Annotated in this window: 27 protein-coding genes and 1 tRNA gene; 6 read left to right on the top strand and 22 right to left on the bottom strand. The window is 56.8% G+C overall.

The genetic code is table 11. From position 1 onward, the window contains the following. Nucleotides 1–21: 21 nt before the first annotated feature. From VSQ83_RS19790 to VSQ83_RS19735, 12 genes are all read right to left on the bottom strand, one after another. Nucleotides 22–372 carry an EscI/YscI/HrpB family type III secretion system inner rod protein gene (locus VSQ83_RS19790; protein ID WP_219261697.1) on the bottom strand — a complete coding sequence of 117 codons (351 nt, stop codon included), beginning with the start codon at nucleotides 370–372 and terminating at the stop codon, nucleotides 22–24. Between the two features lie 120 nt (nucleotides 373–492). Continuing rightward, nucleotides 493–774, bottom strand: coding sequence for a hypothetical protein (locus VSQ83_RS19785; protein WP_326427361.1), 282 nt, complete (start codon nucleotides 772–774; stop codon nucleotides 493–495). Between the two features lie 294 nt (nucleotides 775–1,068). Beyond that, nucleotides 1,069–1,986, bottom strand: coding sequence for a sigma 54-interacting transcriptional regulator (locus tag VSQ83_RS19780; RefSeq protein ID WP_219261695.1), 918 nt, complete (start codon nucleotides 1,984–1,986; stop codon nucleotides 1,069–1,071). Between the two features lie 236 nt (nucleotides 1,987–2,222). Beyond that, nucleotides 2,223–3,296 carry an FUSC family protein gene (locus tag VSQ83_RS19775; RefSeq protein ID WP_219261694.1) on the bottom strand — a complete coding sequence of 358 codons (1,074 nt, stop codon included), beginning with the start codon at nucleotides 3,294–3,296 and terminating at the stop codon, nucleotides 2,223–2,225. A 131-nt stretch (nucleotides 3,297–3,427) separates the two neighbouring features. After that, complete coding sequence (gene ychF / locus VSQ83_RS19770; protein WP_133076413.1) at nucleotides 3,428–4,528, bottom strand: redox-regulated ATPase YchF; 1,101 nt, start codon at nucleotides 4,526–4,528, stop codon at nucleotides 3,428–3,430. A 23-nt stretch (nucleotides 4,529–4,551) separates the two neighbouring features. Then, nucleotides 4,552–5,136, bottom strand: coding sequence for an aminoacyl-tRNA hydrolase (gene pth / locus VSQ83_RS19765; RefSeq protein WP_003439790.1), 585 nt, complete (start codon nucleotides 5,134–5,136; stop codon nucleotides 4,552–4,554). Between the two features lie 166 nt (nucleotides 5,137–5,302). Next, on the bottom strand, nucleotides 5,303–5,890 hold the full coding sequence (locus tag VSQ83_RS19760; RefSeq protein WP_095035802.1) for a 50S ribosomal protein L25/general stress protein Ctc: 588 nt from the start codon (nucleotides 5,888–5,890) through the stop codon (nucleotides 5,303–5,305). A 140-nt stretch (nucleotides 5,891–6,030) separates the two neighbouring features. After that, nucleotides 6,031–6,972, bottom strand: a complete 942-nt coding sequence (locus VSQ83_RS19755; protein ID WP_019825119.1) for a ribose-phosphate pyrophosphokinase — start codon at nucleotides 6,970–6,972, stop codon at nucleotides 6,031–6,033. Nucleotides 6,973–7,017: 45 nt separating this feature from the next. After that, nucleotides 7,018–7,092, bottom strand: a tRNA-Gln gene (locus tag VSQ83_RS19750). 10 nt (nucleotides 7,093–7,102) lie between these two features. Next, complete coding sequence (gene ispE / locus VSQ83_RS19745; protein ID WP_326427360.1) at nucleotides 7,103–7,990, bottom strand: 4-(cytidine 5'-diphospho)-2-C-methyl-D-erythritol kinase; 888 nt, start codon at nucleotides 7,988–7,990, stop codon at nucleotides 7,103–7,105. A 1-nt stretch (nucleotide 7,991) separates the two neighbouring features. Next, the gene (gene lolB / locus VSQ83_RS19740; RefSeq protein ID WP_405046719.1) at nucleotides 7,992–8,603 is read right to left on the bottom strand and encodes a lipoprotein insertase outer membrane protein LolB; all 612 of its coding nucleotides are present in this window, start codon (nucleotides 8,601–8,603) and stop codon (nucleotides 7,992–7,994) included. An 18-nt stretch (nucleotides 8,604–8,621) separates the two neighbouring features. After that, on the bottom strand, nucleotides 8,622–10,346 hold the full coding sequence (locus tag VSQ83_RS19735) for a tetratricopeptide repeat protein (RefSeq protein ID WP_133076410.1): 1,725 nt from the start codon (nucleotides 10,344–10,346) through the stop codon (nucleotides 8,622–8,624). Between the two features lie 203 nt (nucleotides 10,347–10,549). Here VSQ83_RS19735 and hemA point away from each other — a divergent pair, with 203 nt between their 5' ends. The 6 genes from hemA (at nucleotide 10,550) to VSQ83_RS19705 (ending at nucleotide 15,883) form a co-directional block, all read left to right on the top strand. Beyond that, nucleotides 10,550–11,833, top strand: a complete 1,284-nt coding sequence (gene hemA, locus VSQ83_RS19730) for a glutamyl-tRNA reductase (protein WP_133076409.1) — start codon at nucleotides 10,550–10,552, stop codon at nucleotides 11,831–11,833. Between the two features lie 2 nt (nucleotides 11,834–11,835). Then, complete coding sequence (prfA, locus tag VSQ83_RS19725) at nucleotides 11,836–12,918, top strand: peptide chain release factor 1 (protein WP_019825109.1); 1,083 nt, start codon at nucleotides 11,836–11,838, stop codon at nucleotides 12,916–12,918. Further along, the gene (gene prmC, locus VSQ83_RS19720) at nucleotides 12,919–13,749 is read left to right on the top strand and encodes a peptide chain release factor N(5)-glutamine methyltransferase (RefSeq protein WP_133076407.1); all 831 of its coding nucleotides are present in this window, start codon (nucleotides 12,919–12,921) and stop codon (nucleotides 13,747–13,749) included. Beyond that, nucleotides 13,743–14,498 carry a molybdopterin-synthase adenylyltransferase MoeB gene (locus tag VSQ83_RS19715; RefSeq protein WP_133076406.1) on the top strand — a complete coding sequence of 252 codons (756 nt, stop codon included), beginning with the start codon at nucleotides 13,743–13,745 and terminating at the stop codon, nucleotides 14,496–14,498. Before prmC ends, VSQ83_RS19715 begins: the two co-directional genes overlap by 7 nt. Continuing rightward, nucleotides 14,491–15,282: a glutamate racemase gene (murI, locus tag VSQ83_RS19710; protein ID WP_326427359.1), complete on the top strand. Its 792-nt coding sequence runs from the start codon at nucleotides 14,491–14,493 to the stop codon at nucleotides 15,280–15,282. The genes VSQ83_RS19715 and murI overlap by 8 nt, the downstream gene beginning before the upstream one ends. A gap of 82 nt (nucleotides 15,283–15,364) precedes the next feature. Beyond that, nucleotides 15,365–15,883 (top strand): acyloxyacyl hydrolase, encoded by a 519-nt coding sequence (locus tag VSQ83_RS19705; RefSeq protein WP_219261689.1) that lies wholly within the window; start codon nucleotides 15,365–15,367, stop codon nucleotides 15,881–15,883. Between the two features lie 10 nt (nucleotides 15,884–15,893). Here the strand turns inward: VSQ83_RS19705 and VSQ83_RS19700 are convergent, their stop codons facing one another. The 10 genes from VSQ83_RS19700 to VSQ83_RS19655 all read right to left on the bottom strand — a co-directional run bounded on the left by VSQ83_RS19700 (nucleotide 15,894) and on the right by VSQ83_RS19655 (nucleotide 25,421). Further along, on the bottom strand, nucleotides 15,894–16,199 hold the full coding sequence (locus VSQ83_RS19700) for a YkgJ family cysteine cluster protein (protein WP_037032157.1): 306 nt from the start codon (nucleotides 16,197–16,199) through the stop codon (nucleotides 15,894–15,896). A 102-nt stretch (nucleotides 16,200–16,301) separates the two neighbouring features. Further along, nucleotides 16,302–16,793: a DUF2878 domain-containing protein gene (locus VSQ83_RS19695; protein ID WP_326427358.1), complete on the bottom strand. Its 492-nt coding sequence runs from the start codon at nucleotides 16,791–16,793 to the stop codon at nucleotides 16,302–16,304. Beyond that, nucleotides 16,786–18,057: an SAM-dependent methyltransferase gene (locus VSQ83_RS19690; protein WP_219261687.1), complete on the bottom strand. Its 1,272-nt coding sequence runs from the start codon at nucleotides 18,055–18,057 to the stop codon at nucleotides 16,786–16,788. The genes VSQ83_RS19695 and VSQ83_RS19690 overlap by 8 nt, the downstream gene beginning before the upstream one ends. Then, nucleotides 18,044–18,844: a DUF1365 domain-containing protein gene (locus tag VSQ83_RS19685; RefSeq protein WP_326427357.1), complete on the bottom strand. Its 801-nt coding sequence runs from the start codon at nucleotides 18,842–18,844 to the stop codon at nucleotides 18,044–18,046. The genes VSQ83_RS19690 and VSQ83_RS19685 overlap by 14 nt, the downstream gene beginning before the upstream one ends. Next, a complete protein-coding gene (locus VSQ83_RS19680; RefSeq protein ID WP_326427356.1) occupies nucleotides 18,841–20,088 on the bottom strand; it encodes an NAD(P)/FAD-dependent oxidoreductase in 1,248 nt (415 codons plus the stop codon). Before VSQ83_RS19680 ends, VSQ83_RS19685 begins: the two co-directional genes overlap by 4 nt. Continuing rightward, on the bottom strand, nucleotides 20,085–20,855 hold the full coding sequence (locus tag VSQ83_RS19675; protein ID WP_326427355.1) for an SDR family NAD(P)-dependent oxidoreductase: 771 nt from the start codon (nucleotides 20,853–20,855) through the stop codon (nucleotides 20,085–20,087). Before VSQ83_RS19675 ends, VSQ83_RS19680 begins: the two co-directional genes overlap by 4 nt. Next, entirely contained in the window at nucleotides 20,848–22,293 is a 1,446-nt protein-coding gene (phrB, locus tag VSQ83_RS19670) for a deoxyribodipyrimidine photo-lyase (protein ID WP_326427354.1), read from the bottom strand. The genes VSQ83_RS19675 and phrB overlap by 8 nt, the downstream gene beginning before the upstream one ends. 12 nt (nucleotides 22,294–22,305) lie before the next feature. Further along, a complete protein-coding gene (locus VSQ83_RS19665; protein ID WP_326427353.1) occupies nucleotides 22,306–23,241 on the bottom strand; it encodes a MerR family transcriptional regulator in 936 nt (311 codons plus the stop codon). 2 nt (nucleotides 23,242–23,243) lie between these two features. Continuing rightward, nucleotides 23,244–24,212, bottom strand: coding sequence for a DUF1722 domain-containing protein (locus tag VSQ83_RS19660; protein ID WP_133076396.1), 969 nt, complete (start codon nucleotides 24,210–24,212; stop codon nucleotides 23,244–23,246). Between the two features lie 222 nt (nucleotides 24,213–24,434). Beyond that, complete coding sequence (locus tag VSQ83_RS19655) at nucleotides 24,435–25,421, bottom strand: NAD(P)/FAD-dependent oxidoreductase (protein WP_133076395.1); 987 nt, start codon at nucleotides 25,419–25,421, stop codon at nucleotides 24,435–24,437. Nucleotides 25,422–25,556 lie beyond the last annotated feature (135 nt).

Below are 25,556 nucleotides of genomic sequence, written 5' to 3'. Positions count from 1 at the left end.
GCGACACAATGCTGTTACCGTCTAAGACAGATTGGTGAGTTTTTCGATTGCTTGTGAGGTTTTGCTGATTATCTTGGCGCTCAATACGGTCTCAAGATGAAATGCCGACATGGCCCGGGTTGATTTGAGCATGTCGATGGGATCGGTACTGGTGCCGACTTTTTGCAAGGCCTGTGCAGCCCTGTTCGAGAGGCCTTGCAGGAATTCCGAGCGCTGGCTGAGCGGGTTGGCGCCGTTGTTGTAAGAAGCTTCTGCCGCAGGCGTATTCAACAAGGTATTGAACCAGTTTATATCGGCGGTCTCAGGTGGATGGGGCGTGTCAGAGGGCATGGACGGTGCCAGAGTGGCAACGTCAGGGGCATTAACGTTCATATAAAGCCTCAGGTGTGCCGTGTTCGGTCTGCGAGACGTATCGGTGAGTGTCGCAAGAAAGGTCTGAGCGGGTCGTTTAGGCCAATGCCCCATTATTGAGATGGGGCATTGGCCAATGCATCAATAGTTCAGTGCTTTACCAGCAGATTGCATCGCATTCATCTGCTTACTGGCGGTATCCATGATGCCCGCCGATTTTGCACCGCGGGCGTCATTTTCCAGTTTCTCTTTGTTTGTTAAGTAACTGTCCCAGGCAAGTTTCTTGTTTAATTCTGCTTGCTCTTTGATGGGGTCTTTGTCTTGGGAGCCGCCGTTGCGGGCATTACCCTCGGCGCCACCGCCACCGCCACCGCCACCGCCACCGCCTGCGCGGAACAACGCAAATAAGAGTGGGAAAAACATAGTGATATTCCTGTGGTTGGTTATCTTGTGGAAGTGTTAAAACATGATTTTTTCAGTAGAAGGCGGAGTGTTGAGGGAGGATGTCGCAGTCGTTATCGCGACGTTCAATGCGTCTTTCGCAAGACCACCGAGTGCATCAATAGCCTTGTTTACGGCAGGTGAAATAATAGGTGCCAACAGGGGGAGTAGAGGTAGCATATGTATTCCTCTGGAAGCCGATATTGATATTGAACCAGGAAGTTGGCTCGTTGTTTGAGTGAGGTTATTAAGTCGCCCGGTTCCAATTTATAGAGGTCAGGATATGTCCAGTTGTTTCATTCGATGGTAAAGCGTACGTTTCGCAACACCTAACTCAAGTACCACAGCATCCAAGCTATATAGGTGACGTCGCAGGGAGTCCTGAATGATTAATTTTTCGATTTGCTGTAAACGCAGTTTCAAGGTTTTTTCGTCATTGTTATTGATCCCTGTACATGCCAAAAGTGAGGGTAAACCCAGTACCAGTCGCTTGGCAACGGATCTCAATTCCCGGACATTTCCAGGCCAGTCATGGCAAACAACACGTTGAAGCAGTGAGGTGCTGGGCACTGGTATGGATGAGTTGAAGTAGTTTGCTTCGCGCTGAATCAGATTCAGGAACAAGGGAATAATGTGTTCGCGTCGCTCGCGTAAAGGCGGTAAATGCAAGCTCACAACATTGAGACGGTAGTACAGGTCCCTTCTGAAACGACCTTGTTCCACCATCTCTGATAAAGAAGATTGAGCCGAGGCTATGACGCGCATGTCTACGGGTATGGACCTTGTCGATCCTAGCCGCTCGACTCCGCGAGTCTCCAGTACACGCAATAATTTGGCTTGCAGGATCAGCGGCATACTGTCTATCTCATCGAGATACAACGTGCCCATATCTGAGGCTTCAATAAAGCCCGCCCGTGATTGCATCGCGCCTGTAAATGCCCCGTGTGTGACGCCGAACAACTGGCTCTCAGCCAGGCTTTCGGGGATGGCCGCGCAGTTTATTGCAATGTAATGACCTCGGCGTCCGGATAAAGAATGTAGCCGTTCTGCCAGCGTGTCCTTGCCAGTGCCGGTTTCGCCGTAGAGTAATATGTCTATATCAAGTGTTGCAGTACTGTTGATGATGGCGTCGAGTTCGGGGTCTTCGAATTGATAGGCTTGATAATGTTCGTCTCTCGAATGGGAAGACGCCATTGAGTTTGCTCCCGTCTTGTTTCTTTATAGGGAAGGCTGTGCTTTACGGTCAGCTCGGATAGACAGTCTTGTGGAGTGACTCCTGTCTGGTAACAGCTTGGTGCTATTGAATATGTAAACCAAGTCTTGGAATAGTCGTATTTCTTGAGTTAAGAGAAATAGAAGTTGTAGGAGATAGTACTAATAGCTGTGTGATTTAACCCCTTGCCATGAAAGAGCAAGGGTTTCACTGATGCTTATGGTTTGCTTTTGCTGGCGTTTGTCTGGCTTTCGGTTTGCGTGGTAAAGCCAAACGTCAGAAGGGCGCTTTCAACGGTACTCAAGTGTTGCAAGCAAAGCTGCCACGGTGCCGACACTGCATCGGCCAGTTCACTGGCTGATACCGGGATCAGCACTGGCCGCTCATTGTCGTTGGCGATCGAAGCACAGCCTGAGGCTACATTTTCCAGTCGCTCGTGTAACGAGGCCGGTGCCGGGCCTTGCTCCTTGCGCAAGGCATCGGCAAAGGCCTCGGAGAACAGCAGCGAGCTTGCGTACAAACGTACGGCGTGGCGTTCGTAACGGCTGGCGATACCCTTGACCTCCCGTGACACAAAGCGCCCGCGCAAGGTCCAGCGTGCGGTGTTGCGGGCCATGCTGATTCCGTTCTCCAGGGCAATCAGGCTGTCGTGGGCCCGAGAGAAAATCTGTACGGCGCTTTGAGCCTTGTCAGCGTTATTTTCTTCGAGTGCCTGCAGGCTTTTGCTAAATCCCGAGGAGAGTTTTTCCAGTAAGTCCTTCGCCGAGCCATCAATGATGCCAATAGGATTGGGGGTCAGTAGCACTTGGCTGAAGACCAGTCCTACGCCAGCGCCTACCAGTACATCAAGCATGCGTACCACCCCGGCACTCTCGGGGCCGACTGCGAGCATCAGTACGGCCGAAACCCCGGCCTGAATCGGAACCACGGGTCCCAGACCATACAAGGCAGCAATGGCGATGGCAGAGAACGTGGCAAAGCCAATCCGCAGCAAAGGATAGGCATCTGGAAGCCACAAGGCCGCGTCACCCACGATAATCCCGGTGGCGACACCCACCATCAAACCAATCGCCTGTTTGCCATGACTGGGCAAACCGGGTGCCAGGCAAACCACTGCACTGATGGCAGCAAAGACGGGGTGTACATGGCCGAACAAATGCTTGGCGAGAACCCAGGCCAACGCCGCTGCGATTGCTGAAGCCAATGCATCTCGCCAGGCGGAGGACCAGCGAAAGCTTATCCGCTGAATCAGAGGGGTGGTGAAGCGATTGATGAACACCTTGGCGAGCATTGAAACTCCCGATCAGTCTTATGGCCTTGAGACTTACCATAGACCTTTTGTCCGGGGGATGGTTTGACCTGCACTCAATACCGGACCAAAAAAAACCGCGCCTGGGCGCGGTTTTTTAGACGTGTGCTGTATTACACGTTGAAGCGGAAGTGCAGGACGTCACCGTCTTTGACGATGTATTCCTTGCCTTCCAGACGCCATTTGCCGGCTTCTTTTGCACCGGCTTCGCCGTTGTACTTGATGAAATCGTCGTACGCGATAACTTCGGCGCGAATAAAGCCTTTTTCGAAGTCGGTGTGAATCACGCCAGCTGCTTGCGGAGCGGTAGCGCCCACCTTCACGGTCCAGGCGCGAACTTCCTGAACGCCTGCGGTGAAGTAGGTCTGAAGGTTAAGCATCTCGTAACCGGCACGGATTACGCGGTTCAGACCTGGCTCTTCAAGACCCAGGGCCTCAAGGAACATGTCTTTTTCTTCGCCATCGTCGAGTTCGGCAATTTCAGCTTCGATCTTGTTGCAGACCGGAACCACGATTGCGCCTTCTTCTTCGGCAATGGCCATGACCACGTCGAGCAACGGGTTGTTTTCGAAACCGTCTTCAGCCACGTTGGCGATGTACATCACAGGCTTGGTGGTCAGAAGGTGGAAGCCTTTGATGATTTGTTTCTCATCGGCATCCATGTTCTTGATCAGGCTACGCGCCGGCTTGGCCAAGGTGAAGTGTGCGATCAGTTGTTCCAGCAGTGCTTTTTGAGCCACCGCGTCCTTGTCGCCGCCCTTGGCGTTACGCGCGACTTTCTGCAGTTGCTTTTCGCAGCTGTCGAGGTCGGCGAAGATCAGCTCAAGATCGATGATCTCGATGTCACGCTTCGGGTCAACGCTGTTGGAAACGTGAATCACGTTTTCATCTTCAAAGCAGCGGACCACGTGAGCGATAGCATCGGTCTCGCGGATGTTGGCCAAAAACTTGTTGCCCAGGCCTTCGCCTTTCGATGCGCCAGCCACGAGACCCGCGATATCGACGAACTCCATGGTGGTTGGCAGGATGCGCTGGGGTTTAACGATGGCAGCCAGCGCGTCCAGACGTGGGTCGGGCATCGGCACGATACCGGTGTTCGGCTCGATCGTGCAGAAGGGGAAGTTCTCGGCCGCAATACCGGATTTGGTCAGGGCGTTGAACAGGGTGGATTTGCCGACGTTAGGCAAGCCGACGATGCCGCAGTTAAATCCCATGGTGTTTTCCCCGAGGAGTAGAGTCAGGCCTTCTGGCTGTGCAGGTTTTTCATCGCACGGTTCCATTCCCCGGCGAGGATATCCGGCAGCACGCCGAGGGCAAAATCGATGCTGGCGTCCAGTTTTTCCTGCTCGGCGCGAGGCGCACGACCCAGGACAAAGTTGGACACCATGCTGGCGACGCCTGGGTGGCCAATGCCGAGCCGCAGACGGTAAAAATTATTGTTGTTTCCCAGTTGCGCAATGATGTCGCGCAATCCGTTGTGACCTCCGTGGCCGCCGCCCAGTTTGAGCTTGGCAACGCCTGGTGGGAGGTCGAGTTCGTCGTGGGCCACCAATATGGATTCCGGCGCAATGCGGTAGAAACCGGCAAGCGCCGCAACGGCTTGGCCGCTTCGGTTCATATAGGTGGTGGGAATCAACAGACGAACATCCTGACCCTGATGGCTGAAACGCCCGGTCAGGCCAAAATATTTGCGATCCGCAACGAGGTTTACCCCGTTTGCCGACGCGAGACGCTCAACAAAAAGGGCCCCTGCGTTATGCCGGGTCTGTTCGTATTCGGTGCCTGGATTTCCCAGGCCAACGATCAGTTTTATGGCGGTCACGACAAGGGCCCTTCTATGGAGTTGTGGATAACATCGCCGCTAACAGTTAGCGGCGAAAACGGACAAAAAAGCGGGTTTACATGAGTAAACTTCGCGATCTTGTCCGCTTTACTCGCTGCGTGTTAGCTCGCGATGTTTCTCAAGACTCCAACGACAGAGTAATGAATTACTCTGCTGCTTCTGGTGCAACACGTGGAGCGTGAACGTTGGCTACTGCCAGGTCGTTACCGTGTGCCAGAGCTACGAACTCAACGCCTTTAGGAGCGGTGATGTCCGACAGGTGAATGATCGAGCCGACTTCGGCGTTAGCCAGGTCAACTTCGATGAATTCAGGCAGGTCTTTTGGCAGGCAGGAAACTTCGATGTCTGCAACAACGTGCGAGATCTCGCCGCCTTTCTTGATCGGAGCAGCTTCACCAACAAAGTGAACTGGAACGATTGCAGTCAGCTTTTGACCAGCAACAACGCGAACGAAGTCAGCGTGCATCACGTGGCCTTTAGCCGGGTGACGTTGCAGAGCTTTGATGATCACGTTTTGCTTAACGCCGCCAACGGTCAGTTCGATAACGTGGCTGTAAGCAGCTTCGTTTTCGAGCAGTTTGGCAACTTCTTTAGCCAGCATGCTGATGGATTCAGGGGCTTTTTCGCCACCGTAAACTACAGCTGGAACCAGGCTTGCGAGACGACGCAGGCGGCGGCTCGCACCTTTCCCCAGGTCGGAACGCACTTCAGCATTCAGAGTAAAATCGTTCATGTTGTATCTCCAAAATAACCACATCCGGCCTAGCGTTTGCGACCAGCGCTATGGACGGTATGGGCAAAAAAGCCCCGCCCCAACAGGCTGCTGGGGCGGGGCGCTTTTCGTCAACGTGATGTCTGAGAAGGGCAGGGCCCTTATCGGAACATCGCGCTGATCGATTCTTCGTTGCTGATGCGGCGAACCGCTTCAGCCACAACCGGTGCGATATCCAACTGACGGATACGCGAACAGGCTTGTGCGGCTGCGGACAGCGGAATGGTGTTAGTCACCACCAGCTCATCCAGCATGGAATTTTCGATATTCTCGATTGCCCGACCTGACAGCACAGGGTGTGTGCAGTAGGCGAACACTTTGGAAGCGCCATGCTCTTTCAAGGCTTTAGCCGCGTGGCACAGAGTGCCGGCGGTATCGACCATGTCATCAACCAGAATACAGGTACGCCCTTCGACATCACCGATGATATGCATCACTTCCGAGTGATTGGCTTTCTCACGGCGTTTGTCGATGATACCCAGATCGACGCCCAAGGACTTGGCAACAGCTCGTGCACGCACGACGCCGCCGATATCCGGGGACACAATCATAAGGTTCTCAAAGCGCTGATCTTCGATGTCATCCACCAAAACTGGGGAGCCATAGATGTTATCTACAGGAATATCGAAGAAACCCTGGATTTGGTCAGCATGCAAATCAACCGTGAGAACACGATCGATGCCGACTACGGTAAGCATGTCAGCGACAACTTTTGCGCTGATAGCCACACGTGCGGAACGCGGACGGCGATCCTGACGGGCATAACCAAAGTAAGGAATAACAGCAGTAATACGAGTCGCTGAGGAGCGGCGGAAGGCATCAGCCATCACGACGAGTTCCATCAGGTTATCGTTGGTCGGAGCACAAGTCGGCTGAATGATGAAAACGTCTTTACCGCGGACATTTTCATTAATCTCAGCGGTAATTTCGCCGTCGGAAAACTTGCCGACAGAGATGTCACCGAGTGGGATATGCAGCTGACGTACGACACGCCGAGCCAGATCGGGGTTAGCGTTCCCCGTAAAGACCATCATCTTGGACACGCGCAGTACCTGAAGGCTGAGGGTAACCTGGATGAGTATAAGAAATGGCAGGGGCGGCTGGATTCGAACCAACGCATGGCAGGATCAAAACCTGCTGCCTTACCGCTTGGCGACGCCCCTGTATCTGTTGCTACGAGTACCGTGTACCCGTTTCCTTTGCCAGATCTTGTAGTTTGCGATGCAACATCGAAACGTTGCTTCCTTTTGCTACAAACCCTGTAAGGGTGTCTGTCAGAAGGTGCAGCACTTTATCAGCATCTGCTTCGTTTGGGAAGGCCCCAAATATACAACTTCCAGTTCCAGTTAATTTTGCTTCGGTATATTTACCTAACAAATTCAAAGCGTTACGTACTTCTGGATAACGCTCCTTCACTACTGCTTCGCAGTCGTTTCGGCTGTTTCCCTTGGGAACGGGGCGCACTTTAATGGGCAAAGAGTCACGTGTCAACAAAGGATCTGAAAATATTTCTGCAGTACTAACAGAGACTTGCGGGACAAGGACCAGATACCACGGTTCTTCAGGGTCTGCAGGCGTAAGGATTTCGCCCACACCCTCAGCAAATGCGGCGTGTCCGCGCACGAAAACCGGGACGTCGGCCCCCAGGCTCAGGCCCAGCGCAGCCAGCCGGTCTTCATCCCAGGCCAATTGCCAAAGATGGTTGAGCGCCAGCAAGGTGGTCGCCGCATTTGAGCTGCCACCACCGATGCCGCCACCCATGGGCAATACTTTTTTGATCTGGATGTCGATCCCGAGGGCGCAACCGGATTGCGCCTGAAGTTTTTTTGCCGCCTTCACGATCAGGTTTTCGTCGTGAGGGACACCGGGGAACTCGGTGTGCAGGCAAATAACGCCATCGTCACGTACGGCAAAGGTCATTTCATCGCCGTAATCGAGGAATTGAAACAGCGTTTGCAGTTCGTGATAGCCATCTTCGCGACGGCCGAGGATGTGCAGCATCAAGTTAAGCTTTGCCGGGGAGGGCAAAACCAGGCTTTCTTTATCTAAATGGCCTTGCATCTCATTGACCCAACAGGCGAGGTTGCCAATCTTTAACCACTAACGTGACATCCAGGTCCGGGCCGTGCAGCTTGACCCGCTCCGGCAGCCAGAAGCCGTTTTGCTCGACGTAGCTTAAATATTCGATTTTCCAGCCGTCCTGCTCCAGGTTGGCAAGGCGGCTATCAGCGTTCAGCGTCACGCGGCTTTTACTGCCAGGTGCAGGCAAGCCGCGCACCCACCAGACCAGATGTGACACTGGCAGGCTCCAGCCCAATTGCTCGCCCAGCAGTTCTTCAGGCGTTGGTGCTTCGTAGCGGCCCTGATTGGCGACTTCCAGAACGACACTGCCCGGGCGTCCGGTCAGGCGGGCAGCGCCTCGGCCCAGCGGACCGGAAAGACGAATATCGTAATAATCCTGGCGCTGGAGCCAGAACAGCGTGGCGCTGCCTGAGTCTTTGGGGGCGCGAATGCCGACTTTGCCGTTGATTTGCCAGCCGTCGAGCTGGGTCAATTGCTGTTTATGGGCCGACCACAAGGCCGGGCTGCCGTGGCCTTCAACGGATTCGCGGGCACCAAAGCCCGCGCAACCGGCGAGCAGGGCGATAAGGCTAAAAACAACAAGGTGGCGCATATGACGAAAAAACATGAGTTAAAGAGTCTCTGATCCGGTCAGGCGCAAGATGGTTTTGCGCAGAGTAGGGCTGTCAGGATTTTCTTTAAGAAAAGTGCCCCAGATTTTTTTGGCTTCACGTTGCTTGCCGTTGGCCCACAACACTTCGCCCAGGTGAGCGGCGACTTCCTGGTCCGGGAAGCGTTCCAGCGCCTGGCGGAGCAAACGTTCGGCTTCGTCGAGATTGCCAAGGCGGAAATTGACCCAGCCCAGGCTGTCGAGCACTGCTGGGTCATCCGGATTCAGGTCGTAGGCTTGCTGGATCAATGCTTTGGCCTCGGCGTAGCGCGTGGTGCGATCCGATAGCGTGTAGCCCAGCGCATTCAATGCCATGGCATTGTCAGGCTCGCGCTGGATGATGGCGCGTAAATCCCGCTCCATTTGTTCGAGATTGTTGCGCTTCTCGGCCAGCATGGCCCGTGAGTACAACAGGTTCATGTCGTCCGGGTACTGCTTGAGTGCCTGTTGCAGGACATTCCAGGCGCGATCGGTCTGGTTATTCGCCGACAGGGTTTCCGCTTCTATCAAATACAGCTGAATGGCGAAGTCGGGTTGAGCATCACGGGCCGCGGCCAGTTTTTTCGATGCCTCGGTACCGCGACCGTGGCTGATCAGAATATCGGCCTGGCGCAGTTGTGCGGGCAAATAGTCGTTGCCCGGGCCGACGAGTGCGTATTGGGTGAGTGCAGTCTCGGGGTCGTTGCGCTCTTCAGCGATACGGCCAAGGTTCAAGTGCGCCGAGTCGACATGGCTGTCGCGCTCGATAAGCTCTTCGAGATAGCCCTCGGCCTCATCCCAGGCCTTGCCTTCCAGGCACACCAGGGCCAGGGAGAACCGCAGCTCATCGTCTTCGGGGTATTGCTCGACCAGACTGGCAAATTGCACTTTTGCCTCGCCCATGCGGTTCTGCTCGACCAGCGTGCGGGCATACGTCAGGCCCAGGCGCTTGTCGTCGGGGTATTGGCGAATGCTTTTTTGCAGCAGTGGCAAGGCTTCTTTGCCGCGATTGAGGCTTTGCAGCAAACGGGCGCGCAACAAGACAGGGGCAACCTCACCGTTTTGCGGCGGATTTTTTTCCAGCAGTTTCAGCGCGCCTTCGGCATCACCGTCCTGTTGCATCAACAAGGCCTTGCCGAAAATCAGCTGGCCATTGTCCGGATGCTTGACCAGCAGGCTGTCAAAACTTTTTTGCAGGCCCGCACGGGTGTCCGCATCTGTTTCTACCGCCGACAGGGCGAGGAAATCGAAGTGAGTATCGCCCTTGGCCTGCAGGACTTTTTCCATGTACACCATGGATTCGTCGTAACGACCGTTACGTGCCAGCTGAATGGCGGCAGCACGTTGTGCCTCAAGGTCGTCCGGTGCATTTCTGGCCCAGATCAGCGAGGTATCAAGTGCGGCCTGATCGGCGCCCAGGTATTCGGCAATACGAAACGCCCGCTCGGAAATGCCGGGGTCTTGTGTATTGATCGCCTGCGTCACGTAGTTATCGAGTGCGATATCCAGACGATTACGTTGGCCGGCCAGCTCGGCGCTCAACAGGCTGTACAGCGTTTCTTCGCTGAACGAGCTGTAGACCGTTGGTTTTTCCGGGACGGAGGTGACGTCTTCGGCCGCGGATGAGTCATCCGGGGACGTGGGAGCCAAAGCCTGGCAGCCACTGAGAAGAACGAGGGCGAGGAGCAACGCGGAGGATCTATTCATATAAGAGATGGGCGACTTACCTGCGGTCCGGGCATCATGACACATGCGATGTCGCAAACCCTAGCAGGTGCGACTATCGATATCCGGGGGGCTGATGATGTGTTCAACAGAGGTTAACTATAGAGACAATAGTCAGCAGTGGTTGTTCTCAATCTGGCGAAGTAGGACAATTGTCGGCTTCTCGTCATCATCAGCGATATTGAATGGCCTTCCTCGCACTCGGTATTAACCACAAGACTGCTTCAGTAGACGTCCGCGAGCGCGTGGCTTTTACTCCGGAGCAGTTGGTTGAGGCCCTGCAGCAGCTCTGCCGCCTAACCGACAGTCGCGAAGCTGCGATCCTCTCCACCTGCAATCGCAGTGAACTCTATATAGAGCAGGACCACCTTTCAGCTGACAGCGTACTGAAGTGGCTGGCCGACTATCACAACCTGAGCCTTGATGAACTGCGTGCCTGTGCGTATGTCCATGAAGAAGACGCTGCCGTTCGTCACATGATGCGTGTGGCGTCGGGTCTCGATTCGCTGGTGCTGGGCGAGCCGCAGATTCTCGGCCAGATGAAATCGGCCTACGCGGTAGCGCGTGAGGCGGGCACGGTAGGGCCTTTGTTGGGGCGCTTGTTTCAGGCGACCTTCAACTCGGCCAAGCAAGTGCGCACCGACACCGCCATCGGTGAAAACCCGGTTTCCGTCGCGTTTGCTGCGGTGAGCCTGGCCAAGCAGATTTTCAGCGACTTGCAGCGCAGTCAGGCCTTGCTGATCGGTGCGGGCGAGACCATTACCCTGGTCGCCCGTCACCTGCATGACCTGGGCGTAAAACGCATCGTGGTCGCCAACCGTACCCTGGAGCGCGCGAGCACTCTGGCTGAGCAGTTCGGTGCCCATGCAGTGCTGCTGTCGGATATTCCTCAAGAGCTGGTACATAGCGATATCGTGATCAGCTCCACGGCCAGCCAGTTGCCGATTTTGGGCAAAGGGGCAGTCGAAAGTGCCTTGAAGTTGCGCAAGCACAAACCTATTTTCATGGTCGATATTGCGGTTCCCCGCGATATCGAGCCTGAAGTCGGCGAGTTGGACGACGTTTACCTCTATACCGTCGATGACTTGCACGAAGTGGTCGCCGAGAATCTCAAGAGTCGTCAGGGTGCAGCCCAGGCGGCAGAAGAGCTGGTCAGCATCGGCGCCGAAGACTTTATGGTGCGTTTGCGTGAGCTGGCGGCTGTCGATGTGCTCAAAGCCTATCGCCAGCAAAGCGAGCGCCTGCGTGATGAAGAACTGCAAAAAGCCCAGCGGATGCTCGCCAACGGCAGCAACCCTGAAGATGTGCTGGTACAACTGGCACGCGGCCTGACCAATAAATTGCTGCACGCGCCCAGCGTGCAGCTGAAAAAGCTTTCCGCCGAAGGCCGCCTCGATGCGCTGGCCATGGCCCAAGAACTTTTTGCCCTCGGTGAGGGCTCATCGCATAGCTCTGCGGATAAAAAATAGTAATGAAAGCGTCACTGCTGAATAAGCTGGACATCCTCCAGGACCGTTTTGAAGAACTGACCGCATTGCTTGGCGATGGCGAAGTCATTTCTGATCAAACCAAATTTCGTGCTTATTCCAAGGAATACGCAGAAGTTGAACCCATTGTCGCGGCTTACGGGCTGTGGCTCAAAGTGCAGGCCGACCTTGAAGGCGCCCAGGCGCTGCTCAAGGACAACGACCCTGACATGCGTGAAATGGCGGTCGAAGAAGTTCGCGAAGCCAAAGAGCGCCTGAGCGAGCTTGAAAAAGACCTGCAACGGATGCTGTTGCCCAAGGACCCGAATGACGGACGCAACGTGTTCCTTGAAATTCGGGCCGGCACCGGTGGCGATGAAGCGGCCATCTTTGCCGGCGACCTGTTTCGCATGTATTCCCGTTACGCTGAACGTCGCGGCTGGAAGCTGGAAATTCTGTCAGAAAACAGCGGCGAACATGGTGGCTATAAAGAAGTCATTGCCCGCGTCGAGGGCGAGAATGTTTACGGCAAGCTGAAGTTCGAGTCGGGTGTTCACCGCGTGCAGCGTGTACCCGCCACCGAATCCCAGGGCCGTATCCATACTTCCGCCTGTACTGTGGCGGTCTTGCCAGAGCCGGACGAGCAGGAAGCCATCGAGATCAACCCGGCCGACTTGCGCGTTGATACCTACCGTTCCTCGGGTGCGGGTGGTCAGCACGTCAACAAGACCGACTCGGCGATTCGTATCACCCACTTGCCCTCGGGTATTGTGGTGGAGTGTCAGGAAGAGCGTTCCCAGCATAAAAACCGGGCGCGGGCGATGTCCTGGCTGTCGGCCAAGTTGAATGACCAGCAAACCAGCGCGGCGGCAAATGCAATTGCCAGCGAGCGCAAGTCGCTGGTGGGCTCGGGGGATCGTTCCGAGCGCATCCGCACTTACAATTTCGCGCAGGGGCGAGTGACCGACCATCGCGTCAACCTGACCCTGTATTCCCTGGATGACGTACTGGCTGGCGGCGTTGATGCCGTTATCGAGCCATTATTGGCGGAGTTTCAGGCTGATCAACTGACAGCCCTGGGTGAATAAATGACTATTATTGCCAGTTTGTTACGTGCTGCTGAACTGCCTGACTCACCCACGGCCCGTCTGGATGCGGAGCTTTTATTGGCTGCTGCCCTGGGCAAGTCGCGTAGTTATCTGCATACATGGCCCGAAAAGATTGTCAGCAGCGAAGCGGCATTGACCTTCGCCGAATACCTGTTGCGTCGCCGTACCGGAGAGCCGGTGGCCTATATTCTGGGCCAACAGGGTTTCTGGAACCTTGATCTGGAAGTGGCGCCACATACGCTTATCCCGCGTCCCGATACCGAACTGCTGGTCGAAACCGCGCTGGCCCTGTTGCCGGAAAGCCCGGCCAAGGTGCTGGACCTGGGCACTGGCAGCGGTGCAATCGCCCTGGCATTGGCCAGTGAGCGCGCCGCCTGGCACGTCACGGCAGTTGACCGCGTGCTGGAAGCCGTAGCGTTGGCCGAGCGCAATCGCCAACGTTTGCAGCTTGAAAACGTCAACGTGTTTACCAGCCACTGGTTCAGCGCATTGGCCGACCAGCGTTTTGACCTGATTATCAGCAACCCGCCCTACATTGCCGCCGGCGACGTTCACCTGGCTGAAGGTGATGTGCGTTTCGAACCGGAAAGCGCCCTGGTTGCCGGTACCGATGGCCTGGACGATATTCGCGAGATCATTACCGGCTCTGCCAGCCACCTGAATGCGGGTGGCTGGTTGATGCTGGAACACGGTTATGACCAGGCAGAGGCGGTTCGACAACTGCTGCAAGACGCTGGTTTTGCACAGGTTGAAAGCCGCAAGGACCTAGGTGGCCACGAGCGCATCACGTTGGGCCGCCTGCCGTGCTGACCGATGAGGAGCTGTTGCGCTATAGCCGACAGATCCTGTTGCAACAGGTTGATATCGACGGTCAGTTGAAGCTGAAAAACAGTCGTGTACTGATTATCGGCCTCGGCGGTCTGGGTTCGCCCGTTGCGCTCTACCTTGCGGCCGCCGGTATCGGCGAACTGCATCTGGCCGACTTTGACAGCGTTGACCTGACCAATCTGCAGCGTCAGATCATCCATGACACCGCCAATGTGGGGGAGAGCAAGGTCGACTCGGCGTCTCGCCGACTGCGCCTGATCAATCCGCTCATCAAACTGGTTGCCCACCGTTCGGCACTGGATGCCGATTCGCTGGCCGAGGCTGTCAGCGCAGTGGATCTGGTGCTCGATTGCTGCGACAACTTTGCCACGCGTGAAGCGGTGAACAAAGCCTGTGTGGCGGCGCGCAAACCGTTGGTCAGTGGCGCGGCCATTCGCCTCGAAGGGCAGTTGTCGGTGTTTGATTCGCGTCAGCCTGCCAGTCCCTGCTACCACTGCCTGTACGGGCACGGCAGCGAAGCTGAACTGACCTGCAGCGAAGCCGGAGTGATGGGGCCGCTGGTGGGGCTGGTCGGCAGCCTGCAAGCCCTTGAGGCACTCAAGATTCTGGCCGGTTTTGGTGAGCCGCTGGTGGGGCGTCTATTGCTGGTCGATGCATTGAGCACGCGCTTTCGCGAGTTGCGGGTCAAGCGCGATCCTGCCTGCAGCGTGTGTGGTACTGGCCATGAGTGAGGCGCCGATTGGGGTTTTTGACTCCGGCGTTGGCGGTTTGTCGGTACTCAAGGAAATTCATGCACTGCTGCCCAACGAGTCGCTGCTCTATGTGGCGGACTGTGGGCATATTCCCTATGGCGAAAAAAGCCCTGAATTTATCCGTCAGCGCTGTGCCGTAATGGCTGATTTTTTCCAGCGTCAGGGGGCCAAGGCACTGGTGCTGGCCTGTAATACGGCGACGGTGGCGGGGGTGGCGGACCTGCGTCAGCGTTATCCCGACTGGCCCATGGTCGGCATGGAACCTGCGGTCAAACCCGCTGCAGCGGCCACTCGCAGCGGCGTGGTGGGTGTGCTCGCAACGACGGGCACGTTGCAAAGTGCCAAATTTGCCGCCTTGCTTGATCGCTTTGCCAGCGATGTCCGGGTGATCACCCAGCCATGCCCGGGCCTGGTGGAGCTGATCGAGACCGGAGACTTGCACAGCGAAGCCTTGTGCACCCTGTTGCGGGGTTATGTCGATCCGTTGCTGGCAGCGGGCTGTGACACGATCATTCTTGGCTGCACCCATTACCCTTTTCTCAAGCCTCTGCTTGCCCGGATGCTCCCGCCCTCGATCACCCTGATCGATACCGGCGCTGCCGTGGCCCGTCAGCTTCAGCGCTTGTTGGCTGAGCAAGACCTGCTGGCAGCAGGCCCTCCTTGTGAAGCACAGTTCTGGACCAGCGCCTCACCTGAACACATGGGAAATATCCTGCCTGTGTTGTGGAATAAATCTGGCGTTGTGCGAAGCTTCGGTCTGTAAAAAAACCTGAACTCCGCTTTAAAACGCCTGCCTGATGTAGCGCATAACAACTGACACGGGCATATGAAAATAGGATTTTCTTATGAAGCGACTGTTTTGTTTGGCTGCGGTTGCAGCCGTTGCACTGGGGCAAAGTTTTACGGCAAACGCTGCCGGGCTTGAATTTGGGGTAGGGCACACCAGCGAATCGACCATGACGTATCGGCTTGGCTTGAAGTCGGATTGGAACAACAGCTGGCTGCAAAGTGATGTCGGTCGCCTGACCGGTTATTGGGATGGGGCTTACACCTACTGGGAAGGTGACAAGTCATCCGCGAGCAGCAGTCTGTCGTTCTCGCCCGTACTGGTGTACGAATTTGCGGGTGAAAGGGTAAAGCCCTATGTCGAGGCTGGTATTGGGGTCGCGTTGTTTTCTCACACCGAAGTTGAAGGGAACAAGCTGGGAACGGCCTTCCAGTTTGAGGACCGTCTTGGCTTCGGTGTGCGCTTTGCGGGGGGGCATGAAGTCGGGATTCGTGCGACCCACTATTCCAATGCCGGGATCTCCAGCACCAATGACGGCGTAGAAAGCTATGCGCTGCATTACACAATGGCGCTGTAGTTGCGGGGGGTTAACGATACGCCGTCGCAATGCCCTGGCGTTCGTTGAGGCATTCAACATCGCCCATTTCGAACTCGCGACAAATCAGCGGGCGCAGCTCATAAATGGTGCACATCATGGTGTTGCGGTCCAGGGCCGCACACCAGCCATCATCCAGGCGCAGCATCACTTCACCGCCCCAGTCATCGTTATCGATGAAGCGCTCGGGCACGCCGGTATCAGTGATCAACATCACTTCCAGTTGGCAGCAGCACGCCGCGCACGTCGAACACGTGACGGCGGGTTCGGTAATTTCGGTCAGGGGGATGTTGGTCATAGACGCGCAGTGTAAGGCAGAGCTGGCATCAGGTGTAAATGTGCTGATGAACGCCGGCTTTTGTAGTCGCTGCCGAAGGCTGCGAAGGTCCTGCGGCCGCTATCACAGCCTTCGGCAGCGACTACAGGTGATTAGCAATGCAAACAACCCGGCCCACAACAGGCTCAACCCGGCCAGCGTCGGCCACAGGCCCAGAGGGAATTGCACCGCGCCCAGACGTTGCCCGGCGTAATACGACAGCGGTCCACCGATGGCACCCAGCAAAACAGCCCGCCACCAGGGCTTGGCAGTCCACGCCAGACAGTGGTTCAAGGTGATGGCCAGCAGGGCCCAAAGCAGTATCAGCCAGAATGGAATCAACAAACCGGGCTGCTTGAAGACGAAAACTCCGGCATTGAGCAGCAGGCTGTCTACGGCAGTGCCGAGCAAACACACGACCACGATTAAACGGACCTCTGCCATTGAGCGACTTATCCACAGCAGATGCGCCATCAATGCACCACCTGCCAGCACGAGCCACAGGCTGTTGCCGCCCACTACACAGGCAAACCAGCCGAGCTGGAACAGCCCGGCATTGGCCAGATTCTTAAGCATTGAACCGACCGAGCAGTGGTTCAGGCATGGCGGCAGGCTTGGCCAGCAACAATTGCGCGGTACCGATGCTGCGTTCCAGAAAGCCACCTTCGCAGTAACACAGGTAAAACTCCCACAGGCGCAGAAAGTATTCGTCGTAACCCAATTCAGTCAAACGCCCGTGAGCGCGGCGAAAGTTCTCATGCCACAGGCGCAGGGTTTTGGCGTAGTGCAAGCCGAAATCTTCCATGTGCATCAGGTTCATGTCAGTGTCCTTACCCACGATTTCGAGCATTTTTTGCACACTGGGCAGGGCACCGCCGGGGAAAATGTAGCGCTGGATAAAGTCCACGCTGCTTTTGGCTTGCTCATAACGCTGCTCGCGAATGGTGATGGCTTGCAGCAGCATCAATCCGTGGGGCTTGAGCAGGTGGGAGCACTGTTTGAAGTAGCTGGGTAAAAAACGATGCCCGACCGCCTCGATCATTTCGATCGATACAAGCTTGTCGTACTGCCCTGTCAGATCGCGGTAATCCTCCAGCAGTAACGTTACCTGGTCCTGTAAGCCCAAAGCGTCAACGCGGGTTTTGGTGTAGTCGAACTGCTCTTTGGACAGGGTCGTGGTCGTGACCTTGCACCCGTAATGCTGCGCCGCAAATAACGCCATGCTGCCCCAGCCGGTGCCAATTTCGAGCAAGTGGTCCTCGGGCTTGAGATCGAGCTTCTGGCAGATGCGTTCCAGCTTGTTGAGCTGCGCTTGTTCCAGCGTGTCGTCAGGGCTTAAAAACTGGGCCGCTGAATACATCATGGTAGGGTCTAGAAACTGCTCGAACATCTCATTGCCCAGGTCGTAATGGGCTGCAATGTTTTTTTGCGAGCCCTTGCGGGTATTGCGATTGATCCAGTGCAGGCCGCGTATCAACGGGCGGCCCAGGCGCGCCAGGCCACCCTCCATTGCATCGAGCACATCCATATTGCTGACCAGCACCCGGATCACCTTGGTCAGGTCGGGTGAACTCCAGTAGCCATGAATAAAGGCCTCGCCCGCGCCAATCGAGCCGCTGCTGGCCATCATGCCCCACAGGCTAGCATCGTGAATCTGTACTTCGCCGACCAGACCGGCGCCGCTGTCGCCGAACATCAGGCGTTCGCCGTTTTCGATCACCACCAGATGACCGTGTTTCAACTGGCCGAGCTGGCGCATGACTCCGCGTCGCAATAGCGCACTGGTCAGGTTATGGGTAGTCGACAGTGAGGATTTGCTCACCAGGCTAGAGCTCTTCATGGCGTTTATCCTTGGGTTGCAGGGCGGCAATACGAAAGGCGCCGTCGGCGGCCTGATGGGAAAAAATCGGTGTGCGTTTGAGAAACAGGCGCAAGGCTTGCCAGTAAATGGCCAGACAGGTTTTGGCGGTCATCCACGGAAACTGCCGCAAGTAGCGATGCAGCCCTGCGCGGTCCAGGGTCGCACGTTGCAGGTTGAGGGTGGCGTCGAACAGTTTCAGCTCGCCCTGCCAGTCGGCCATATGCACGCCGAGCCGGGCCTGGGGTGGGCTGAAGCTCATGCGGTATTCCAGGTCCCGTGGCAGAAAGGGGGAAACGTGAAAGGCCTTGGCCACGGCGACATGCTGAAAACCATCGCCTTGTGCCGGGAGCACGTAGTGATAGCGTTCACGCCAAGGCGTGTTGGTGACTTCGCACAAGATGGCAGCCAGTTTTCCGTCCGCCTCGTGGCAGTAAAAGAAGCTCACCGGGTTGAACGACAGCCCCCAGCTGCGGGCTTGGGTCAGCAAACAGATCGAGCCCTGGGGCGTATGCCCTAAGGCGATGCCGACTTGCTGACGAACCGCGTCAATCAGGCGCATACCGGTTGCGGTGTAGGTTTTCAGGTAATCAGTTTCACGAAAGGAGAAAGGTGCAAATCGGCTTTTTCCTGCCAGCGCCGAAAGTCCCAGTACAGCGTCTTGCTCATCCAGATCCAGATACAACAAGCCGATCTGGTAGCGGAACGCATGGGTAGTCGGCGCAAAGCGTCGATGGGCGATCCAGCCGCTGTACAGGGCGCTGTTCATAGTTGTTGGCCAAAGGCCTGGGCCACGCGCAATGCGCTGACCACGCCGTCTTCATGAAAGCCGTTGGCCCAATAGGCGCCGCAAAAGTAGCTGTGCTGGGCGCCCAGTAGTTCTTGCCAGCGTGCTTGTGCCGCAATGGCGCCCAGGCTGTACTGAGGATGGGCATAGGTAAAGCTGGCCAGTATTTTGAGCGGATCAATCGCGCTGGTTTGATTGAGGCTGACGCAGAATGTGGTCTCGCTCTCAATCCCCTGCAGAATGTTCATGTCGTAGGTCACGGCAGCCCGCTTTTGGCCTGCAGAGCCCAAGCGGTAATTCCAGCTCGCCCAGGCCAGTTTTCGGTCTGGCAGCAAGCGGGTATCGGTGTGCAGCACCACGTCATTATCGGCATAGGGCATCGCGGCCAGGATTTGCCGTTCTGCAGATGAGGGGGTGGCCAGCAGCTTGAGGGCTTGATCGCTGTGGCAGGCAAAGATCACCTTGTCGAAGTCTTCAATACCGCCGGCACTGTGTACCTGAACGCCCTGTTCATTGCGGGTTACCTGAATGACCGGGCAGTTGAGACGAATCCTGTCGGCAAAACCTGCACTCAAGGGTTGTATGTAGGCACTGGAGCCACCTTCAATCACACGCCATTGCGGACGATTGCTGACGCTGAGCAAGCCGTGATTCTTGAAGAAGCGCACAAAAAACTGCAGCGGAAAGCTCAGCATGTCTGCCAGGGACATGGACCAGATCGCAGCACCCATCGGTACGATGTAGTGCTCGATAAAACGCGTGCCATAACCCTGCTGCTGCAGGTAGTCACCCAGCCGGGTGTCACTGGCAATGCGCTGCTCGTCCAGGTCGCGAATGGCTTGGCGATTGAAACGCAGGATGTCGCGCAACATGCCCCAGAACCCGGGAGACAACAGGTTGCTGCGCTGGGCAAACAGGCTATTGAGGGTGTTGCCGTTGTATTCGAGGTTGCTGTCGGTGTCGTGCACTGAAAAGCTCATTTCAGTGGCTTTTGAGCGAACCCCCAACTGGTCCATCAGCTTGATGAAGTTGGGGTAAGTCCAGTCGTTGAACACGATAAAGCCGGTGTCCACGGCGTAGGACCGGCCTTTGACACTCAGGTTGACGGTGTGCGTGTGGCCGCCGACCCAGTCACTGGCTTCGAATACGCTGATGTCGTGCTCTTTATGCAGCAGGTAGCCGCAGGTCAGCCCCGAAATACCACTGCCAATGATCGCGATTTTCATGAGGGTTTACCGTCAGAGTTGCGTGCCAGGCGTTTACCGAGTGCGACTTGCAGGCGTTTTGGCAAGTTCGCCAACAGCCTCAGCGAGACGATGAACAATGTGGGAAAGGCGATTTCCAACGGACGTTTTTTCAGGTGCTGGCAAATATGCTGTGCCGCTTTTTGCGCTGACCAGCGCATCGGCATCGGGAAGTCATTGTTTTCGGTGAGCGGGGTGTCGACGAAGCCGGGGCTGACGAGGGTGACATTGATGCCTTCCTGGGCCAGGTCGATACGCAGCGATTCGAGCAAGTAACGCAAGCCGGCTTTTGATGCGCCATAGGCCTGCGCCCGTGGCAGCGCCCAATAGGTAACAGAACTGACCACACCCACCAGATACGGACGCGAACCGGCGCGCAGCAGTGGCAGCGCACTCTCAATGCAATAACAGTTGGCCAGCAGGTTGGTGCGCACCACGCGCTCGATCAATGCGGAGTCGAACTCACGGACGTCGACATACTCACAGGTCCCGGCGTTGAGGATCACGGTATCGAGTGCGCCCCAGGCCTGGGCGATGCGTTTGCTGATCTCGCGGACCTGCACAATGTCGGTCAGGTCGCCGGGTACCAGCAGGACTTGGCCGGGGAAGCGGTCAGACAAGGCTTTCAAGGGGGTGAGCGTTCGGGCAGTCAACGCCATCCGGGCGCCGCTTGTGAGCAATTCCTCAGCGATTTGCGCGCCAATCCCGCTGCTGGCGCCTGTCAGCCAGATCCGCCGCCCTTCAGCCATGGCTCACCTCCACTATTTGCCGCGACGGCAGGCTCTTGAAAGCGCTCAGGGCACGCTCGCGGCTTTTGCTCAAATCGACGATGGGGGCCGGGTAATTGGCCACGCCAAATAACCCGCCGATCAAGGCGGGGTTGTGCACTTGTTTTTTATTCAGGTCCGCCAGCTCCGGCAGCCAGTGTTTGATGAATCGACCTTCGGGATCGAAGCGTTCTGACTGAGTCAGCGGGTTGAAAATTCGGAAGTACGGTACTGAGTCGGTGCCTGTGGATGAGCTCCACTGCCAGCCGCCGTTGTTGGCGGCCAAATCACCGTCGATCAAATGCTGCATAAAAAAGCGCTCGCCTTCGCGCCAGTCGATCAGCAGGTTTTTGGTCAGGAACATGGCCACTACCATGCGCAGGCGGTTATGCATCCAGCCTGTTTCCAGCAGTTGGCGGATGGCCGCGTCGATAATCGGGAAGCCCGTGCGCCCCTGTTTCCAGGCGGCCAACTCATCCGGAGCGTTACGCCACGGCAGGTATTCGGTCTCAAGGCGGAAGGCGCGATGACGGGAGACGCGTGGGTAACCGACCAGAATATGTTTGTAGAACTCGCGCCAGAGCAGTTCAGTGATCCAGGTGAACACCCCCGGGCTGCCGCTTTCAAACTCGCCGTTGTTACTGTGCAATGCCGCATGCAGGCATTGGCGGGGTGAGATAACGCCCGCTGCGAGGTAGGTCGAAAGCTGGCTGGTACCGGGTTTGGCCGGCAGGTCGCGTTCGTCCTGATAGAAGTGAATCTGTTCATCGGCAAACTGTGCCAGGCGCTGCTGAGCTTCTTTCTCGCCTGCTGGCCAGAGCGCCCGCAACGTTTGGATGGGTGTAGCAAATCCGCTGACCGATTCTGGAATGCTATCGGGCTCGATGTTCAGCGGTGCCTGGCTGTCAGGCCTGGCCACAATTTGTGGCAAGGCCATGTGCAGGCGGTTGTAGCAGATCCTGCGGAACTGGCTGAAAACCTGAAAGTACGAGCCCGATTGCGTCAGGATGCTGCCCGGCTGGAACAGCAGTTGGTCGAGGTAGCTGTGAAACTCGATGCCCTGGGCTTCAACGGTCCGAGCCACCTCCTGGTCGCGACGGGTTTCGTTGATGCCGTATTCCTGATTGGCGTGGACGGCCTGAATCCCGAGCTGCTGGCACAGTTCAAGCAGCACTGCTGGCGCCTGATCCCATGCTGGAGCGGTACGGATCAGCAGCGGGATGTTGAGCTGCTGCAGACTGTCACTCAAGGTGCGCAGGTTGCGCAGCCAGAAATCAACTTTGCACGGCGCATCATCGTGGGCCAGCCATTGCTCGGGGCTGATGAGGTACACGGCCACGGTCGGTCCGCGTTTGGCTGCGGCGCTCAGGGCGGTGTTGTCGTAGTGGCGCAAGTCGCTGCGCAGCCAGATCAGTTGCATGTCAATTCCTTGCTATAAAAGGCCAAGTTGGCTGAGGCGTTGATGGGCCTCTACCGGGTCGTGGGCCAGGTACAATCCTGCGATCTCGGTTGTAGTTACGGACAACAGATCGAAATGGATGCTTACCGTTGGTCCGGCAATCAGGATCGGGCATTCAATGCCGCTCAGTAGCCTGGGCAGTACTTGGGTGTTAAGGGTTTTGCTGGAATACAGCACCACTGCACGGGGTTTTAAATACTCCACCGCCAGGCCCAGTTCACCGTTGGGTAAAGGCGCGTCGAATACCTCGACCGCACAGTGACTGCTGCTGACCAGCAAGGCGGTCAGCCACAGCTGTGGCTCGAACGGCAGGTCGGAATGGTTGATCAGCAAGACCGGTGCGCCCTTGAGCGAGCGGTTGTTGTGATAAATCCGGGCCCCCAGTTTGCTGCGTAACCAGGAGTGGAAAAACACACGCTCCAGTTGCGCGCCGAATTGCCCTTGCCAGCGCTGCTCCAGATCGTTGAGCAGCGGCACCAGCAGTTGTTCGCAGAGCGGGCGAGCAGGGTAGAGCGACATTGCCTGATTGAAGCAATCATCCAGGCGGCGCTCGGCCAGTTCACTGATGGACTCAATCATGGTTTGGCGCCACACCTGCCAGTCGCTGTCGGGCGTTACGGCGGGAGTCGAGGGGGTGTTGAGCAGCGGTTTGATCTGGCTGACCGACACGCCGCGATTGAGCCACAACAAAATGTGCTGAATACGCTGGATATGCTCGCTGGAAAACAGACGATGGCCCTTGGCCGTGCGGTGCGGCACGATCAGGCCATAGCGTCGTTCCCAGGCACGCAAGGTCACGGCATTCACACCGGTGATGCGCGAGACTTCACGAATGGGCAACCAGCCCTCAGCCAGTGCCTGGCTGTAGTCCGCGTCAGGGGTATTGGACATGATCAGGTCATCATTCATGGTCAGATGGCATTGCGCAGGCTGAGGTCTTCCGGATGCGGCTGCAGGTAAACCTGGCGCGAGATGTATGGGTGCGGGTGCAGGCGAAAGTGATGCTTGAGCAGGGTCAGGGGCACCACCAGCGGCACGATGCCGTGCAGGTACTGGCCAATCAGTTGCTGAACTTCCTGCTTGTCTTCGGGGCTGATGGATTGTTTGAGGTAGCCGCTGATGTGTTGCAGCACGTTGGTGTGGGTGCGTCGGGTCGCGCATTTTTTCAGCGCTTTCATCAGCTCGCTGAAGTACTGCGGTGCAATGGCTCGCGGATCTTGCTTGCCAAGACTGCCGAGCAAATTGCCCAGGGTTTTGTACTGCACCGGGTGATGGGCCATCAGCTGGTATTTGTAGCGGGCGTGAAATTCGGTCAGTGAGCGGCGGGTGACGCCCTGTTTGAGCAGGGCCTGCCAGGCGCTGTAGGCATAAACCCGGGTCATGAAGTTCTCGCGCAGCACCGGATCATTCAATCGACCGTCTTCCTCCACAGGCAAGTCGGGATGGGCGTCACAAAACGCTTGAGCATAAATGCCACGGCCGCTCAACTCTGCGGGGCGGCCGCCGTCCTGATACACCTTGACCCGCTCCAGGCCGCATGAGGGCGACTTTTGCATGAAGATGTAGCCACAGATATCCGTGTGGGCTGCGGCCATTTCCACGCCGTAGTCGTGCAGTGGCTGAGTCACGTTCAAGGTGCTGTCGACGGTGCCGACGGCTTGGGGTTGAGCAGGATTGCCCACCAGGCGTACAGGCTGGCGAGGAATGCCAAGGCCGATGGCAACCTCGGGGCACAGCGGCACAAATTCGAAGTGCTGGCTCAACGTCTGGCTGCAAAGCCGCGACTCTTTGTGCCCGCCGTTGAAGCGAACTTCGGCCCCCAGCAAGCACGCGCTGATGGCAATTTTGGGTTTGTGCCGGGCTGATAAGGTGCTGGCCATCTGACGAACCTCTCAAGAATTACTTGTACATCTTTATGTTGATGTACAACTTGAGTTCATCATATGCCTGATGTTGTACAAGTCAAATCTCTTGTACAGGTTTTTTGATGGGAGGGGTCTGTAGTCGCTGCCGCAGGCTGCGAAAAGGGCCGCAGGACCTTCAGCTTTGCAGGCCTGCTACGCAAACCATCGCAGCCTGCGGCAGCGACTACGGGTTTTGCATCACTCCAGATGCTCTATCAGTCGACGGGCAGCTTCTTGACCGCTAAGCCATGCACCTTCGACGCGGCCCGACAGGCACCAGTCGCCGCAGGCATACAGGCCCAGATCGGAATCCGCGAGGGCACCCCACTCATGGGCAGCGGCAGGTCGCGCGTAGAGCCAGCGATGGGCAAGGCTGAAAGTCGGCGCGGGTGTAGGGAAGTGCATCAGCTCTGCAAAAGCACCATGAAGGTGTTCGATGACGGCCTCTTTGGGCAAGTCGAGATTCTGCTTGCTCCAGGCACTGGTCGCGTGCAAAACCCAGGTGTCAGGCTGGCTGGCACGTCCGGGCTTGCTACGGTTGCGGGCTAGCCAGTCCAGCGGGCCGCCTTGTACGAAGCAACCTTCCATAGGCGTGTCGAGGGGGGACTCAAAGGCCAGGGCGACGGCCCAGGCTGGTTCCATTTTGACCCCGGCTGCGGTACTCGCCAGCTTCGGGGCGCTGGCCAGCAGAGAGGTGGCCTGTGGCGCCGGGGTGGCAATGATGACGTGGCTGAACGGGCCGTGCTCTGCACCTTCGGCATCCAGCAAGTGCCAGTGTTTCTCGCCGCGTATCAGGTCGGTGATCTGGCACGAGAAACTGACCGGCAGACTGCCGAGCAGGCCGCGTGTGATGGCGCTCATGCGTGGCGTTCCCACCCAGCGGGTCTGTTCGTCAGGGGAGGGGCTTAACTGACCGTTTTTATAGTGGTACAGGTGTGGCTCCCATTCGGCAGCCCAGCCATTGGCTTGCCACTGCTGGACTTCATCGACAAAACGCCGGTCCCGTGCGGTGAAGTACTGAGCCCCCAGGTCCAGTACACCGACATCGCTGCGCTTGCTCGACATGCGTCCGCCGCTGCCACGGCTCTTGTCGAAAAGATGAATCGCGTGCCCTGCCTTGTGCAGAGTGTTTGCTGCTGCCAGTCCGGCTATGCCGGCGCCAATAATCGCGATAGGTACAGTCATTATGGCCTCGATCTCTGTTTGCACAGACTACGCCGTCGGCAATACCTGTACAATTCTATTTGTTAGTATAGGTTTTAGTGATTCTTCCAGATCCATGTGGCCTATTCTTAAGTCAGGTCGACGACCGATAAAAGG

This window comes from Pseudomonas sp. DSV-1 (genome assembly GCF_035830915.1).
GTDB lineage: Bacteria > Pseudomonadota > Gammaproteobacteria > Pseudomonadales > Pseudomonadaceae > Aquipseudomonas.
The sequence above is the reverse complement of the archived record's forward strand: the minus strand, read 5'-3'. Positions and strand labels throughout refer to the sequence as shown.

Excerpts from the sequence above, each read along its gene's own strand:
- VSQ83_RS19655 (WP_133076395.1), bottom strand. The coding sequence starts at position 25,421 with ATGACTGTACCTATCGCGATTATTGGCGCCGGCATAGCCGGACTGGCA.
- VSQ83_RS19785 (WP_326427361.1), bottom strand. The coding sequence starts at position 774 with ATGTTTTTCCCACTCTTATTTGCGTTGTTCCGCGCAGGCGGTGGCGGT.
- VSQ83_RS19690 (WP_219261687.1), bottom strand. The coding sequence starts at position 18,057 with ATGAAGAGCTCTAGCCTGGTGAGCAAATCCTCACTGTCGACTACCCAT.
- phrB (WP_326427354.1), bottom strand. The coding sequence starts at position 22,293 with ATGCAACTGATCTGGCTGCGCAGCGACTTGCGCCACTACGACAACACC.
- lolB (WP_405046719.1), bottom strand. The coding sequence starts at position 8,603 with ATGCGCCACCTTGTTGTTTTTAGCCTTATCGCCCTGCTCGCCGGTTGC.
- prfA (WP_019825109.1), top strand. The coding sequence starts at position 11,836 with ATGAAAGCGTCACTGCTGAATAAGCTGGACATCCTCCAGGACCGTTTT.
- ispE (WP_326427360.1), bottom strand. The coding sequence starts at position 7,990 with ATGCAAGGCCATTTAGATAAAGAAAGCCTGGTTTTGCCCTCCCCGGCA.
- VSQ83_RS19680 (WP_326427356.1), bottom strand. The coding sequence starts at position 20,088 with ATGAAAATCGCGATCATTGGCAGTGGTATTTCGGGGCTGACCTGCGGC.
- VSQ83_RS19780 (WP_219261695.1), bottom strand. The coding sequence starts at position 1,986 with ATGGCGTCTTCCCATTCGAGAGACGAACATTATCAAGCCTATCAATTC.
- VSQ83_RS19775 (WP_219261694.1), bottom strand. The coding sequence starts at position 3,296 with ATGCTCGCCAAGGTGTTCATCAATCGCTTCACCACCCCTCTGATTCAG.
- ychF (WP_133076413.1), bottom strand. The coding sequence starts at position 4,528 with ATGGGATTTAACTGCGGCATCGTCGGCTTGCCTAACGTCGGCAAATCC.
- VSQ83_RS19695 (WP_326427358.1), bottom strand. The coding sequence starts at position 16,793 with ATGCTTAAGAATCTGGCCAATGCCGGGCTGTTCCAGCTCGGCTGGTTT.
- VSQ83_RS19760 (WP_095035802.1), bottom strand. The coding sequence starts at position 5,890 with ATGAACGATTTTACTCTGAATGCTGAAGTGCGTTCCGACCTGGGGAAA.
- VSQ83_RS19660 (WP_133076396.1), bottom strand. The coding sequence starts at position 24,212 with ATGGCCAGCACCTTATCAGCCCGGCACAAACCCAAAATTGCCATCAGC.
- VSQ83_RS19735 (WP_133076410.1), bottom strand. The coding sequence starts at position 10,346 with ATGAATAGATCCTCCGCGTTGCTCCTCGCCCTCGTTCTTCTCAGTGGC.
- VSQ83_RS19685 (WP_326427357.1), bottom strand. The coding sequence starts at position 18,844 with ATGAACAGCGCCCTGTACAGCGGCTGGATCGCCCATCGACGCTTTGCG.
- hemA (WP_133076409.1), top strand. The coding sequence starts at position 10,550 with ATGGCCTTCCTCGCACTCGGTATTAACCACAAGACTGCTTCAGTAGAC.
- prmC (WP_133076407.1), top strand. The coding sequence starts at position 12,919 with ATGACTATTATTGCCAGTTTGTTACGTGCTGCTGAACTGCCTGACTCA.
- murI (WP_326427359.1), top strand. The coding sequence starts at position 14,491 with ATGAGTGAGGCGCCGATTGGGGTTTTTGACTCCGGCGTTGGCGGTTTG.
- VSQ83_RS19675 (WP_326427355.1), bottom strand. The coding sequence starts at position 20,855 with ATGGCTGAAGGGCGGCGGATCTGGCTGACAGGCGCCAGCAGCGGGATT.
- VSQ83_RS19665 (WP_326427353.1), bottom strand. The coding sequence starts at position 23,241 with ATGAATGATGACCTGATCATGTCCAATACCCCTGACGCGGACTACAGC.
- VSQ83_RS19700 (WP_037032157.1), bottom strand. The coding sequence starts at position 16,199 with ATGACCAACATCCCCCTGACCGAAATTACCGAACCCGCCGTCACGTGT.
- VSQ83_RS19705 (WP_219261689.1), top strand. The coding sequence starts at position 15,365 with ATGAAGCGACTGTTTTGTTTGGCTGCGGTTGCAGCCGTTGCACTGGGG.
- VSQ83_RS19790 (WP_219261697.1), bottom strand. The coding sequence starts at position 372 with ATGAACGTTAATGCCCCTGACGTTGCCACTCTGGCACCGTCCATGCCC.